Annotated in this window: 10 protein-coding genes and 1 pseudogene; 7 read left to right on the top strand and 4 right to left on the bottom strand. The window is 66.8% G+C overall.

All coding sequences use genetic code 11. The features are described 5' to 3' along the window. Positions 1-23: 23 nt before the first annotated feature. From EO141_RS09655 to EO141_RS09645, 3 genes and pseudogenes are all read left to right on the top strand, one after another. Positions 24-2,317 (top strand): annotated as a pseudogene (locus EO141_RS09655) (EAL domain-containing protein). Positions 2,318-2,365: 48 nt separating this feature from the next. After that, complete coding sequence (locus tag EO141_RS09650; protein ID WP_016903964.1) at positions 2,366-3,088, top strand: pseudouridine synthase; 723 nt, start codon at positions 2,366-2,368, stop codon at positions 3,086-3,088. Between the two features lie 128 nt (positions 3,089-3,216). Further along, entirely contained in the window at positions 3,217-4,287 is a 1,071-nt protein-coding gene (locus EO141_RS09645) for a sensor domain-containing diguanylate cyclase (RefSeq protein WP_127169068.1), read from the top strand. Between the two features lie 105 nt (positions 4,288-4,392). On the opposite strand, the gene EO141_RS09640 is transcribed toward EO141_RS09645, so the two are convergent. Together EO141_RS09640 and EO141_RS09635 are read right to left on the bottom strand one after the other, a co-directional pair. Next, complete coding sequence (locus EO141_RS09640; protein WP_127169067.1) at positions 4,393-5,340, bottom strand: DMT family transporter; 948 nt, start codon at positions 5,338-5,340, stop codon at positions 4,393-4,395. Positions 5,341-5,377: 37 nt separating this feature from the next. Beyond that, the gene (locus EO141_RS09635) at positions 5,378-6,211 is read right to left on the bottom strand and encodes a DUF72 domain-containing protein (protein ID WP_127169066.1); all 834 of its coding nucleotides are present in this window, start codon (positions 6,209-6,211) and stop codon (positions 5,378-5,380) included. Positions 6,212-6,489: 278 nt separating this feature from the next. Here EO141_RS09635 and rraA point away from each other — a divergent pair, with 278 nt between their 5' ends. From rraA to EO141_RS09620, 3 genes are all read left to right on the top strand, one after another. Further along, the gene (gene rraA, locus EO141_RS09630) at positions 6,490-6,990 is read left to right on the top strand and encodes a ribonuclease E activity regulator RraA (protein WP_024939752.1); all 501 of its coding nucleotides are present in this window, start codon (positions 6,490-6,492) and stop codon (positions 6,988-6,990) included. Positions 6,991-7,012: 22 nt separating this feature from the next. Continuing rightward, the gene (locus EO141_RS09625) at positions 7,013-8,605 is read left to right on the top strand and encodes a serine hydrolase (RefSeq protein ID WP_127169065.1); all 1,593 of its coding nucleotides are present in this window, start codon (positions 7,013-7,015) and stop codon (positions 8,603-8,605) included. 330 nt (positions 8,606-8,935) lie between these two features. Then, a complete protein-coding gene (locus EO141_RS09620; protein ID WP_102581360.1) occupies positions 8,936-10,201 on the top strand; it encodes a cation:proton antiporter in 1,266 nt (421 codons plus the stop codon). A 62-nt stretch (positions 10,202-10,263) separates the two neighbouring features. Here the strand turns inward: EO141_RS09620 and EO141_RS09615 are convergent, their stop codons facing one another. Together EO141_RS09615 and EO141_RS09610 are read right to left on the bottom strand one after the other, a co-directional pair. Continuing rightward, on the bottom strand, positions 10,264-11,457 hold the full coding sequence (locus tag EO141_RS09615; RefSeq protein WP_054591537.1) for an ATP-binding protein: 1,194 nt from the start codon (positions 11,455-11,457) through the stop codon (positions 10,264-10,266). After that, positions 11,454-12,143: a response regulator gene (locus EO141_RS09610; protein ID WP_046343487.1), complete on the bottom strand. Its 690-nt coding sequence runs from the start codon at positions 12,141-12,143 to the stop codon at positions 11,454-11,456. Before EO141_RS09610 ends, EO141_RS09615 begins: the two co-directional genes overlap by 4 nt. Before the next feature lie 118 nt (positions 12,144-12,261). Here EO141_RS09610 and EO141_RS09605 point away from each other — a divergent pair, with 118 nt between their 5' ends. Beyond that, positions 12,262-13,704: an efflux transporter outer membrane subunit gene (locus tag EO141_RS09605; protein WP_241236644.1), complete on the top strand. Its 1,443-nt coding sequence runs from the start codon at positions 12,262-12,264 to the stop codon at positions 13,702-13,704. Positions 13,705-13,732: the final 28 nt, after the last annotated feature.

Below are 13,732 nucleotides of genomic sequence, written 5' to 3'. Positions count from 1 at the left end.
GGCGGCAGGGTTCGAGGGTGACAATGGCGCAGATGGCGGGCGGTACCGGCGGTAGGCAGACCATGCATCTGATGCGCGGCTGGCTGACGCTTCCCTTGGCCTTGTTGATCGGCATGGCCATCAGCATGGCGGTGCTCTCTGCGCTGATGATCGAGATCCAGTCCGGAGCGACGGCCTGGATCGTCGGCCAGAGCCACTGGTCCAATGCCCAGCAGGAGTCGGTGTACTGGCTGGAGCGCTACCTGGGGAGCGGCGATCCGGCCGACCTGCAGGCCGCCTGCCGCGCGCTGGAAGTGCCGCTCGGCGACCGCGCGGCCCGCGAGGCGGTCGAGCAACCGGTGATCGACTGGAGCGCGGTCCATGCCGGGCTGGCGGCCGGCCGCAATGCCCCTGAGGACATGCCGCAAATGGTGCGGCTGTATCGCTACGGCCATGTCTTTCCGTATCTGGGCGACGCCATCGCGATGTGGAAACACACCGATGCCGACCTGTTGCAGCTGAGCGCGCTGGCCGACCGGGCCGCCTCGGTGCAGGCCGCCAGCCGCCCGGATCCGCGCGCGCTGCAGGCCCTGCGCGATGAGCTGCATCTGCTCGATGGCCGCATGCGCAGCGATACGGCGCAGTTCCAGGCGCTGCTGGTCCGCTGCGCGCGGCTGCTGCACGACATGATGGTGATCTGCAGCCTGGCGACCTTGCTGCTGGTGCTGACCACCTGCGTGCTGGCGATGCGCCGCATCGGCGATTACCTGCTCTCGCACGAAGGCCGCTTTCGCACCGCGTTCCAACAGGCGGCGCTGGGCATGGTCAAGTTCGACCTGCGCGGCCGCGTGCTCGATGCCAATGCCTCGATGGCCAACATCCTGCGCTACCGGCCCGAAGAGCTGCAGGCCTGCACGCTGGCCGAGGTGATGCATCCGGACGACATCGCGCTGGACAGCCGCGGCCTGGTCGACTGGCCGGCCCTGCTGCAGTCCGGCGAGCGACGCTTCCTGCGCGCCGATGGCGGGGTGATGTGGGGGCGCTGGAGTGCCTCGCTGGTGGAACCCGGCCCGGAAGAGCCGACCCTGGTGCTGGCGGTGATCGAGGATGTCTCGCACGCACACGAGCTGGCCGACGAAGTCGCCTTCCATGCGCGCCACGATGCCCTGACCGGCCTGATCAACCGCCGCGAGATCGAACGCCGGCTGCTGCGCCTGATCGAGCCGCCGCAATCGCCGCAGCTCCGCCATGCGCTGTGCTTCGTCGACCTGGATCACTTCAAGCTGGTCAACGACACCTTCGGGCATGCGGTGGGCGACAAGTTCCTGTGCCACTTCGCCAGCGCATGCACGCGGTGCTGGGTCAGCCATGGAGCCACCAGGGCGGACGGCCGCTGACGCCCGGTTGCAGCTTCGGCGTGGTGGAAATCCGCCAGGGCGCCAGCGACGTCAATGCCTTGATGACCGCCGCCGACCTGGCCTGTTACGCAGCCAAGGAAGAGGGGCGCAACCGGATTCGCTGTTTCGGCGAAAACGATCTGGCGCTGGCGCGGCGCCGCCACGACGGCGGCTGGATCAGCGCGGTGCAGCAGGCCATCGCCGAGGACCGCCTGCTGCTGTATGCGCAGAAGATCCAGGTGTTGCGCGATCCGGGACGCCTGCAGTACGAAGTGCTGGTGCGCATGCGCGCGGGTGACGGGCGGGTGCTGAGTCCGGGCGAATTCCTGCCTGCGGTGGAACGCTACGGCCTGGGGCGCATGGTCGACGTGCATGTGCTGGAAACACTGTGCGCGCAGCTGGCGGCCAATCCGCTGCACCTGGCTAATCTGGATCTGTGCCACGTCAACCTGTCTGCGCAGTCGATCGCGCAAGCGGATTTTCTCGATTTCGTGTGCGCCCTGTTCGAGCGCTATCCGAGCCTGGTGCCCAAGCTGTGCATGGAGATCACCGAGACCGCCGTCATTGGCGATCTGGAGCACGCGCGGCGCTTCGTGCAGAGCGTGCGCGCGCGCGGCTGCCATGTGGCGCTGGACGATTTCGGCAGCGGCCTGGCCTCGTTCGGCTATCTCAAGCAGTTCACCGTGGATGTCCTCAAGATCGATTGCGGCTTCGTACGCAACTACGCACACGACGCGGTGGACCGTGCGGCGGTGCATTCGATCGCGCAGGTGGGCCTGGCGCTGGGCATCGAAGTGGTGGCCGAGGGCGTGGAGTCGGAGGCGGACATTCCCGGACTGCACGAGGCCGGAGTGGGCCAGGTGCAGGGTTTCAGCCTGCATCGTCCATGCCCGCTCGACGAGTTGCTGCACGCCGGGCAGCCGCTGCTGGCGGTGTCCTGATCGCACGTGGGTGCACGCGGGGCGCTGCAAATCGCCGATAATCGGCCGATGACGACCCGACTCAACAAATACATCGCCGAAACCGGCTTCTGCTCCCGCCGCGAGGCCGATCGCCTGATCGGCGAACGCCGGGTCACCGTCAATGGCGTGGCCGCCGGCACCGGTGCGGTGGTGGGCGAGGACGACACCGTGCTGGTGGACGGCCAGCCACTGCGCACGCGCGCCGCCAGCAAGCCCGGTGGGCGCAAGCATGTCTACATCGCGCTCAACAAGCCGGTGGGCATCACCTGCACCACCGAAAGTTCGGTCAAGGGCAACATCGTCGAATTCGTCGGCCACGAGCAGCGCATCTTTCCGGTCGGCCGGCTCGACAAGGAGTCCGAGGGGCTGATCCTGATGACCAGCAACGGCAACATCGTCAACGAGATCCTGCGCGCGGAAAATCGCCACCAGAAGGAATATCTGGTGGCGGTCAACAAGCCGGTCACCGACGAATTCCTGCGTGGCATGGCGCGCGGTGTGCGCATCCACAACGAGACCACGTTGCCGTGCCGCACCGCGCGCATCGCCAAGTTCGGCTTCCGCATCGTGCTGGAGCAGGGCTTGAACCGGCAGATCCGCCTGATGTCTGCCGAATTCGGCTACCGCGTGACCCAGCTGCGCCGTGTGCGCATCGACAACATCAAGCTGGCCGCGCTCAAGCCCGGGCAGTGGCGCAACCTCAGTGATGCGGAATTGCGCGGATTGCTGCCGCAACGCACCGATTGGTGATGGGGCCCGGCGCGATGGGCCGCACATAGCGGCACGGTGCGCCGGCTGCGCATGTGCAGCCCGATGGCCGCGCATGACCGGCTCGGTCATACTTGCGCCGCTGACAGCCAGCTGGGGGAGCAGGCAGCGTGATCAAACCGACATTGCCGGACAACGAAGCCGAACGACTGGCCGCGCTGCGTCAGTACGAGGTGCTGGATTCGCCGCCCGAGCGTGCCTTCGACGACCTCACCATGATCGCGTCCACGTTGTGCCAGACGCAGATGGCGGCGGTGGTGCTGGTGGACGAGCAGCGGCAATGGTTCAAGTCCGCACATGGTGCGCCGCGTAGCGAAGCGTCGCGCGATATCTCGTTCTGCGCGCATGCGATCCTGCGCCCGGACGAAGTGATGATGGTCGACGACACCTTGCTCGACCCGCGCTTCCACGACAATCCGATGGTGACCGGCAGCTCTGCGGTGCGCTTCTATGCCGGCGCGCCGTTGGTGACCAGCGGCGGCATGGCGCTGGGCTCGCTGTGCGTGTTCGACCAGACCCCGGCGCATCTGCGCGAAGAGCAGCGGCAGGCGCTGCAGGCATTGTCGCGGCAGGCCGCACATCTGCTGGAACTGCGCCTGGCCGGCAAGCGCCTGCGCCAGCAACTGCATGAGCGCCAATGGTACGAACAGCAGCTGGCAAGTTACTACGCGCAAATGGATGCGTTGAACGCCGATCTGGTCGAGCAGACCCGCACCGATCCGCTGACCGGCCTGCCCAATCGACGTGCGTTTGCGGCGGCCCTGGGCGTGGCCATGGAACAGACGCGTGCGGCGGGCCAGCCGTTATCGGTGGCGTTGCTGGACGTGGATCACTTCAAGACCGTCAACGACGTGCACGGGCACGATCAGGGCGATGTGGTGCTGCGCGAGCTGTCGGCGTTGCTGCGCGCGCATGTGGCCGGTGCCGGCACCATCGCGCGTTACGGCGGCGAGGAATTCGTGCTGCTGCTGCCCGATGTGGATCTGCTGCAGGCACGCGTGCAGTGCGAGTACCTGCGCCAGAGCGTGGCAGTGATGACGATCGCGCTGCCGGTGACGGTGAGTATCGGCGTGGCCACGCTGCATCCGCAGGAAAGCGCGGACGCGGTGATCAAGCGCGCCGACCAGGCCCTGTATGCGGCCAAGCGGGGCGGGCGCGACCAGGTGGTGGCGTTGGCATAGGTGTGGTTGTGATCGTGGTGATGTGCGGGCGTTGCTGCGTTATCGACAAGGCCGGTCGCGGCCTGGGCCGCTCCTACGACGACGGTTGTTGCTTGTGCGGTGCCGTCAGTCGACGATGTTCTTCGCCTCGGCGGTGCCGAGCAGTTCCGGATGCACGATCGTGCGTCGGCGTTCCAGCACCGGATGCAGGAAGACCGCGCCGAGAATGATCGCCACGCCGAGATAGAACTGCACGGTCAACTCGCGTTGCTCGCCGAGCAGGGCGATCGCCAGCACGATGGCGTAGACCGGTTCGAGATTGGTCACCAGCTGCACCGAGTAGGCGCTGAGATGGCGCAGCGCCACCAGTGCCAGCGCAAACGGCAGCAGCGTGCAGGCCAGCGACAGCACCAGCAGCAGGACGCCGTCGTGCAGGCTGGGGATGATCATCAGGTCGCCATGCAGCGACGGCAGCAACAACGGCATGGCCGGCGCCAGCACGGTCAGGGTCAGCGTGCCGGCGCCAAGCTCAAGTGCGGTGACGGTGAGCGGGTCGGCATGCGCGACCATGCGCTTGTTGAGCGAGCCGAACAGGCCGACGAATACCGCCGAAATTGCGCCGACCACCACGCCGGCACGCATGCCATCCGGCACCCCGCCGACCACCAGCGCCACGCCGGGCAGCACCGCCAGGCCGAACAGCAGTTCGCGCGGGCGGAAGGGGCGTTGCGTCACCCATGGCTCGATCACGGCGGTGAACACCGGCGCCAGTGCAATGCAGGTCGCCGCCACCGAGGCATTGGCCAGCTTGATCGCGCCGTAGAAGGTCAGCCAGTGCAGGGCCACTAGGGCGCCGATGCCGCAATAGCCCAGCACCACGCGTCCGGACAACCCGCGCAGTCCGCGCCACACCCGCGGCAACAGCGCCAGCGCCACCACCACGATCAACATGCGCCACCACACCAACGGCAACGCGGGCAGCGTGATCAGCTTGCCCAGGATCGCGGTGATGCCCCAGAGCAGGACGCAGAAATGGATTTGCAGTTGCGCCTTGCGCAGGTCGGTCGTGGGCATGCGCCATTGTCGCCGAAGACGCGACGCAACGCCCCTGTCAGCGCGCCCCCAACGCCTGCAGCAACGCCATCGCCGCGGCCGGATTGCGCTCCTTGGCGGCACTGATGAAAAACACGAACACCTCGCGCGGGGTGGCTGCGGCGTGCGTCGATGCATCGATATGCGGCAGGTCCGCCACATCGTCGCCGCGCCGCCAGGCCTGGATGCGCTCGGCCCAGCGCGCCAGTGCCGGCGCCGGGTAGCCGGCATGCAGGCGCGCCTGGCTGCGCATCAGCCGCGCATAGACAAAGTCGATGGACAGATCGGCAAAGGACGGATGCTCGTCCGAGTCGGTGAACACCGTGGCCACCCCATGCCGACGCACCAATGCCAGCAGCGCGGCATCCACCGCGTCGTGGTCGCGGATTTCCAGCACATGGCGCAGCACGCGCTTGCCGGCGCGTTTGGGCAGCAACGACAGGAAGGCGTCCAGGTCGTCGGCCTGCAGCCGATGCCCTTGTTCGAACTGCCACACCAGCGGCCCCAGCGTATCGCCGAGCTCGACGATACCGCCGATGAAGTCGTCCACCTGCGCCTGGGTGCCGGCCAGTTTGCGCGACTGGGTGATGCGGCGCGGTGCCTTGGCCGAGAAGACGAACCCGGGCGGCACCTGGTCGCGCCACTTCGCGTAGGTGGCCGGTTTCTGCGTCCCGTAATACGTGCCGTTGATCTCGATGGCGGTGACGTGGCGGCTTGCGTATTCCAGCTCGCGGCGCTGCACCAGCCCTTGCGGATAGAACATCCCCTCCCGCCATGGCGCATACACCCAGCCGCCGATACCGACATGGATGCCATCGAGCGCGGGCGGGGTGGCGGCGAACAGATCGGTCATGACAGATTCCACGTTGGCGTGAGCGCGCGCCTGGCATGTTCGCAGACGCGCAGATGTGGCAAGCCGCCCAGATGATAGCCCCGCCGGCTCCGCAGCAAAGCCGCGGCTGCCAAAACGTTTGCGCACTGCCAGGCAGGCGCGGCCGTTGGCGCGCGGCCGCATGCAGGCGTTGTGTACTCGATGCAGGCACCGCCCGGCCAGCCGGCGGGGCGATCGGCGGCTTACACGGACGCGGCCATGCCGCTACCATCGCAGATCGCCACTTTCGGACCGCAGCGATGACCTGGACCACGCCCGATCTGTGTGACCGCTTTCCCGAGGTGAGCATCGCCGAGCCGCTGTTCCGCTCCTATGGCGGACGTGCGGCATTCTCCGGGCCGATCGTCACCGTGCGCTGTTTCGAGGACAACTCGCGGGTGCGCGAGCTGGCCTCCACGCCTGGCGACGGCCGCGTGCTGGTGGTGGACGGGCAGGGTTCGTTGAAGCACGCGCTGCTGGGCGACCAGATCGCCATGCAGGCGGTCGCCAACGGCTGGGCCGGCGTGTTGATCCACGGCTGCGTGCGCGATGTGGAGATCCTGGCCACGCTGCCGCTGGGCGTGCTGGCGCTGGGCGCCTGCCCGCGCCGCACCGAGCGCCGCGATCTGGGTGATGTGGATGTGCCGGTGAATTTTGCCGGCGTGGCCTTCGTGCCCGGCCATTGGCTGTATGCCGATGGCAACGGCGTGTTGGTGGCACCGCTGCCGCTGTCGCTGGACAGTGCCGGCGGATCGACCTGAGCGAACCAGAGGACGTGCGACAGTGACCGTGAACCGATGGCTGAGTGGAGGCGTGTTGATGCTGGCAAGCTTGGTGACGACGCAGGCGGCCGAGCTTCCCGCCGGCATGCAGCAGTTCGACGCGCAGATGGAACGCGTGCGCAAGCAGTTCGATGTGCCCGGCATTGCGGTGGCCATCGTCAAGGATGGGCAGGTGGTGCTGGAGCGCGGCTACGGCGTGCGCGAGATCGGCAAGCCTGCGCCGGTGCAGCCCGACACGCTGTTTGCGATCGCCTCCAACACCAAGGCGTTCACTGCCGCATCGCTGTCGATCCTGGCCGACGAGGGCAAGCTCTCGCTCGACGACAAGGTCATCGACCACCTGCCGTGGTTCCGCATGTCCGACCCGTACGTCAGCGGCGAGATGCGTGTGCGCGATCTGCTCGCGCACCGCAGCGGCCTGAGCCTGGGCGCGGGCGACCTGTTGTTCTGGCCGACCACCAGCTACAGCACCGACGAAGTGGTGCAGCGCCTGTCCAAGGTGCCACTGAAGGGCGGTTTCCGCGATCGCTACGCCTACGACAATATCCTGTATGCGGTGGCGCAGAAGGTGATCGAGCAGGTCTCCGGGCAGACCTATGCGGCGTTTCTGCAGCAACGCATCTTCGCCCCGGTGGGCATGCGCGGTACGCGCTTCAATGCCGACCATCTGCAACCGGGCGACAACGCGGCCGTGGGCCATGCCAAGTATGACTTCACCGAGCTGCGCACGGTCGCGCCGCTGACTTGGTCCAACAACTCCGGTGCCGGCGGCATCTATTCCAGCGCGCACGACATGGCGTTGTGGATGAAGGTGCAACTGGCCGGCGGCGTCCTGCCCGATGGCACGCCGCTGTTCAGTGCCAAACGGCAGCAGGAGATGTGGTCGATGATCACGCCGATTGCGATTGCCGACCCGGCCGTGCCGGAGCTGGCGGCAGCACGCCCCAATTTTGCCGGCTACGGAGAGGGCTGGAGCCTGAGCGATTACCGCGGCCATCGGCTGGTATGGCACACCGGCGGCTGGCCGGGCATGGTGTCGCGGCTGACGCTGGTGCCCGACCAGCAGCTGGGCGTGGTGGTGCTGACCAATCAGGAGATCGGTGCGGCCTTCAATGCGGTGACCCTGCAGGTGCTGGATGCATTCTTGCAGGTGCCGGCCACCGATTGGACCGCCGCCTATGCCAAGGCGGTGGCCAAGGCCGACGGCGATGCGGACACCAGCTGGAAGAAACATCAGGGCGCACGCGTGGCGCGCTCCACGCCGTCGTTGCCGTTGCGCAGCTATGCGGCGACCTATCGCGACCCGTGGTACGGCGACGTGGTGATCCGTCAGGACGGCAAGCGCCTGCGTCTGCAGTTTTCCAAGACCGCGCAATTGATCGGCACGCTGGAGCATTGGCAACACGACAGCTTCATCGTGCGCTGGGACGATCGCAGCCTGAATGCCGATGCCTTCGTCAATTTCGCGCTGACCCCGGATGGTGCGGTGCGCGAGATGCGGATGGAGGCGATCTCGCCGCTGACCGATTTCAGCTTCGATTTCCAGGACCTGGTGTTGACGCCGGTGGCAGCGGAGCAAACGGGACACAAGTGACACATCACTCGTCCTGCAAGCGGGGCACGGTCACTGCACGGAGCGTCTAGTGGCCGGCGGCCAATGCAGTATCGGTGTGGCGTCCACGCCATCCCCAACCGGTTGCAGGGCTTTCGGGTGTCATCTGCGCCGCAATGCGCGCTGCAGCATGCATTGATCACGGCGCGTGCCGGCTACCGGGCTCGGCGGGCATGCGTCACGTGGTCGGGCCTGCCGATGCAGGCAGGCGTGCCGACGCCCGACGGCGCGTTGGCGCCAGCTGCACGATGCTATCGCCGGCCGGCACGGCTCGTTATGATCCGCGCACTTCTCAGGGATATTGCCCAACGCATGACCACTCCGCAGATGTCGGTGTATTTCTTCTTGCAGGCTGCGGTGATCCTGCTGATCTGTCGTCTGGTGGGATTGCTGGCCAAGCGGGTGGGGCAGCCGCAGGTGGTGGGCGAGATGATTGCCGGCGTGGCGTTGGGTCCGTCGCTGTTCGGCATATTACTGCCGGATGTGCAGGCGGCGCTGTTTCCCAAGCAGACGCTGGACGTGCTGTATGTGCTGGCCCAGTTCGGCGTGGGCCTGTACATGTTCCTGGTCGGCACCGACTTCCGCAGCGATCATTTCCGCGCACGCTATCGCAGTGCGATGAGCGTGTCGCTGGCCGGGATCGCGGTGCCGTTCGCATTGGCCTTTGCGATGTGTCCGTGGCTGATCAACGTGGACGGCTTGTTCTCGGAAAAAGCCAAGTTGATGGAGGCCTCGCTGTTCCTGGGCGCGGCCATCGCGATCACCGCCTTCCCGATGCTGGCGCGCATCATCCACGAGCGCGGGCTGACCAATAGCCCGTTGGGCACGCTGGCACTCACTGCAGGTGCGTTCGACGATGCGGCGGCCTGGTGCATTCTTGCCGTGGTGCTGGCCAGCTTCGGCGGCAGCTGGGGCAGCGCCTATCTGGCCATCGGCGGCGGCGTTGCGTATGCGGCGTTCATGATCTTTGTCGGCCGGCATCTGCTGCGTCGTCTCGAGCGTTACGTGGTGCAGGACCAACCGCTGAGCAATGGCGTATTGGCAGTCATCCTGATGCTGTTCTGCCTCAGCGCCTGGGCGATGGATGCGATCGGCATCCATGCAGTCTTCGGCGGCTTCCTGCTCGGCGTCTGCCTGCCCAGGGGCGCGTTGACCGAGAAGTTGCGCGAGATGATGCAGCCGTTCGTGGTGGTGTTCCTGCTGCCGATGTTTTTCACCTATTCCGGCTTGAAGACGCAACTGAGCGTGTTGCTGCAGCCGCAGATCATGCTGGCCGGCGTGGCGATTCTGGCCGCATCGTTCATCGGCAAGGGACTGGCCTGCTGGGCCGCCGCACGCATCACCGGCGAGAACAACCGCGATGCGATGGCGATCGGCTCGCTGATGAATGCACGCGGTTTGATGGAACTGATCATCATCAACATCGGGTTGCAGGCCGGCGTGATCGAACAAGGCCTGTTCTCGGTGCTGGTGCTGATGGCGATCCTCTCCACGCTGATGGCCACGCCGCTGTTCAACTGGATCATGCGTCGCCATGCCGACGTGACCGCTGCGGTGCCGAGCCTGCAGCAGCGTTGATGCTCGCAGCGGCCTGGCATGCCAGGCAGCCGCAAACGCTGCGGCGCAACCGCGCGAACGCCTCAGCGCGACAACGGCAGTTGCACGCTGGCCAGCAACCCGCCGCCGACGCGATTGCCCAGGATCAAGCGGCCATCGTGCGCCTGGCAGATGGCCGAGGCGATCGCCAGGCCCAGGCCGCTGCCACCGGAATGGCGCGCGCGTGAACTGTCCGCGCGCCAGAAGCGGTCCAGCAGGTGCGGCAGCTGCGCAGGCTCCACGCCGGGGCCGCGGTCGCCGAGCGTGACCAGCACATGCGCACCATCGCGGCGCAGCTCGATATCCAGCACCTTGCCTGCGGCGGCGTAGCGCAGTGCGTTGTCGATCAGGATGGAAAACACCTGGCCCAGGCGATGGCGGTCGGCGCAGACGCGTAGCCCGGAAGGTGCCGGCGCGGTGACCGTCGTCTGCAACGCGCGGATTGTCGGGCCTGCCCATTCCACCCGCTCGGCAATCAGCTCATGCAGATCGAAACTGTCCGGCTCCAGCACCAGCTGGCCGGCACGCGCCAGCGACACCAGATGCAGGTCGCCGATCAGCCGGTTGATCTGTTCCAGCTGGCGATGGACCAGGCGCAGCTGCTCGGGATCGCGCGGGAAGACCTCGTCCAGCATGCCCTGTACGCGGCCCATCGCTGCGTTGAGCGGGGTGCGCAGTTCGTGTGCCAGCATTGCGCTGGACTCGCGCAGTTCGCGTTCGTACTGCTGCAGTTTGCCGCCCATGGCGTTGAAGTCGTCCGCCAGCGCCGTGAGCTCGTCCGGTGCGCCTGCCACCACCTGCGCGCGTGCGCCGAAGTCGCCATCGCTGACCCGATGCGCGGCCCTGGCCACCTGGGAAAATTGCCGCGACAACGGACGCGATGCAAGCAGCCCGCAGACCAGGATCACCGGGATGGAGAGGGCGACCATGGCCCCCAGCGTCCACCAGTCAGGGTTGGCCAGCCCGGGCAGAAAATTTTCCACATCGTAGTACTGCTGCAGCAGTTGCCACAGACGTGCCTCGTTGGCGACCGGCTGTTCGCGCAGTTGTTCGATTTCGGTGCGGGCCGCCGCCGGCAGCTTGCCCAGGATCAGGCTGTCGCGCAGGTTGAAATAGCACCACATGCCGAAGGCGATCACCACCACGGTCACCACTGCCAGTGCGCTCATCCGCACACCCACCCACATCCACAGCGGCGCTTGCCGGCGCCAGGCGTTGAAGCGCCGCAGGGCATTCATTGGAAGCGGTATCCCACCGCGCGCACGGTGACCAGCACGCCGGTGATGCCGTGCACCTCCAGCTTGCGGCGCAGGTTGTGGATGTGCGAATCCACCACCCGTTCCAGTGCATCGCTGTCGGGCAGGCAGGCGTCGAGCAGTTCGCTGCGGGTGAATGCCTTGAACGGCGTCTTGAGCAGGATGGCGAGTAGGTTGAATTCGGTCGGGGTCAGGTCCAGTGCCAGCTGAGCCCCGGCCGGGTCGTGCACGGTGGCCACCACTGCAGCCAGGTCCACACTCAGGCGGCCATGCCGCAGCGGCTCGCCCGGCGCACGCACCGCCACGCTTCGGCGCAGCACTGCATGGACGCGCGCTACCACTTCCTTGGGGCTGTACGGCTTGACCACGTAATCGTCGGCACCATAGCGCAGTGCGCCCAGCTTCTCCGGCTCGTCGCCGATGGCGGTGACCATGATGACCGGCGTATCGCTGGCGCGGCGGATCGCCGACAGCACTTCGATACCGCTGAGCCTGGGCAGCATTACGTCCAGCAGCACCAAATCCGGCGCCCACTGACGATGCAGGTGAATCGCCCGCTCGCCGTCTCCGGCGATGGCAACGTCGAAGCCGTCGCGACGCAGATAGGCGTCCAGGATGCTGGCGCTGTCTGCATCGTCTTCCACCAGCAGAACCTTTTTGCCTGTCATGGCGTGGTGCCCTGTCGTCTCGATCAAATCTGGATAATTCCCGAAAACAACCTGGACGCTGCAGGTCGAGGATGTCGGTCGAGATTGGCTCGTGTGCTCCGACATCATGATTCCACAAATGACCGCGCCTCGTTGTTTCCGCGCCCTGCGTAATGCGGCAATCGCCACGTTGCTGGGCGGCTGTTCATTGACGCCGACTTACCAGCGACCGGCGGTGACCGTGCCGGGCACCTTCGGCAGCCAGCAGGCGGTGGCCGCTGTGGGACCGAGCGAGCCGGTGGGGATCGAGCTGAATCTGCAGGAACGCGCGTTTGTGCAGGCGTTCGCACCGGATCGCGATCTGCGGCCGTTGCTGCAACGCGCGCTTGCGCACAACAGCGACTTCCGTCGCGCCGCCTTGCAGGTGGAGCAGGCACGGGCGCAGTACCGCATCGAGCGCGCCGCGCGCGTGCCAAGCATCGGCGTGGGTGCACAACAGGTGCGGCAGCGCTTCGACGATCCGGCCCTGGACGCGCGCTACGGGCAGGATCTGGTCGTTGCCAACGCCGGCATCGGCAATCTCGAGCTGGACTTCTTCGGCAAGCTGCAGGCCATGTCCGAGGCGGCGCGGCAGCGCTATCTGGCCAGCACCCATGGGCGCGATGCGGCCCGGGGCGCGCTGGTTGCCGAGGTGCTGCGCGCCTACACCACCGAACGCGCAAGCAGCCAGGCGCTGCAGCAGCTGCAAGCAGCCGATGCCGACAGCGCTGCGCTGCTGGCCATCGCACAGCGGCAGTACCGGATTGGGCTGATCGCGCGCGACCAGCGCGATGGCCAGCAGCATCAGGCCGATCAGGCCCATGCTGCGGCCTTGCAGGGCGCCAACGATCACGCTGCGGCATTGCGCGCGCTGCAACTGCTGGTTGGCTACGACAGCTTGCCGGTGCCGGGCGACCTGCAGCGCCTGATTGCCGCAGATACACCCAGCACGGCGTGGCGTGCGCTGGATTCCTCGTTGTTGCTGCAACGCCCGGACATCCAGCAGGCGGAGCTGGAACTGCGCGCGGCAAACGCCGACATCGGCGCAGCACGCGCCGCGTTCTTTCCATCGATCACCCTGAGCAGCAGCGTGGGCACCGCCAGCGATGGCTTGAACGGGCTGTTTTCCGCCGGCCACGGCATGTGGAGCTTCAGCCCGCAATTGAACCTGCCCTTGTTCGACGGCGGCCGCAACCGCGCCAATCTTGCACTGGCGCAGCTGCGCCAGCGCGCCGATGTCGCGGCCTACGAACAGGCGATCCAGTCCGCCTTCCGCGAGGTCGCCGATGCGCTCGACGCGCACGCCACCCTGGCCGACTCCGAACCGCGTGCACGTGCGCAGGCCGAGCGTGAGCAATCGCGCATGACACGGCTCAGCAGGCGCGTGGAGGCAGGCCTGGAAGATCGCACCACGCTGCTGACCGAGCGCCTGCGCGCCACGCAGGTGCAACTGGATTACCTGACCACCGCACGCCAACGCCTGTTGAGCCGGGTTGCCCTGTTTCAGGCGTTCTACGGCGTTTGCCTGCCATCCCTTTCCTGATCGCTGACGGAGATTTTCATGGCCATCC

The sequence above is a fragment of the Xanthomonas sp. BRIP62415 genome (assembly GCF_003993515.1).
GTDB classification, from domain to species: Bacteria; Pseudomonadota; Gammaproteobacteria; order Xanthomonadales; family Xanthomonadaceae; genus Xanthomonas; species Xanthomonas euroxanthea.
Note: the sequence above shows the minus strand (reverse complement) of the source record. Positions and strands in the feature narration are given on the sequence as shown.

What these genes read in the sequence shown, in the direction of transcription:
- EO141_RS09650 (WP_016903964.1), top strand. Translation starts at nt 2,366, where the DNA reads ATGACGACCCGACTCAACAAATACATCGCCGAAACCGGCTTCTGCTCC.
- EO141_RS09640 (WP_127169067.1), bottom strand. Translation starts at nt 5,340, where the DNA reads ATGCCCACGACCGACCTGCGCAAGGCGCAACTGCAAATCCATTTCTGC.
- EO141_RS09635 (WP_127169066.1), bottom strand. Translation starts at nt 6,211, where the DNA reads ATGACCGATCTGTTCGCCGCCACCCCGCCCGCGCTCGATGGCATCCAT.
- rraA (WP_024939752.1), top strand. Translation starts at nt 6,490, where the DNA reads ATGACCTGGACCACGCCCGATCTGTGTGACCGCTTTCCCGAGGTGAGC.
- EO141_RS09620 (WP_102581360.1), top strand. Translation starts at nt 8,936, where the DNA reads ATGACCACTCCGCAGATGTCGGTGTATTTCTTCTTGCAGGCTGCGGTG.
- EO141_RS09615 (WP_054591537.1), bottom strand. Translation starts at nt 11,457, where the DNA reads ATGAATGCCCTGCGGCGCTTCAACGCCTGGCGCCGGCAAGCGCCGCTG.
- EO141_RS09610 (WP_046343487.1), bottom strand. Translation starts at nt 12,143, where the DNA reads ATGACAGGCAAAAAGGTTCTGCTGGTGGAAGACGATGCAGACAGCGCC.
- EO141_RS09605 (WP_241236644.1), top strand. Translation starts at nt 12,262, where the DNA reads ATGACCGCGCCTCGTTGTTTCCGCGCCCTGCGTAATGCGGCAATCGCC.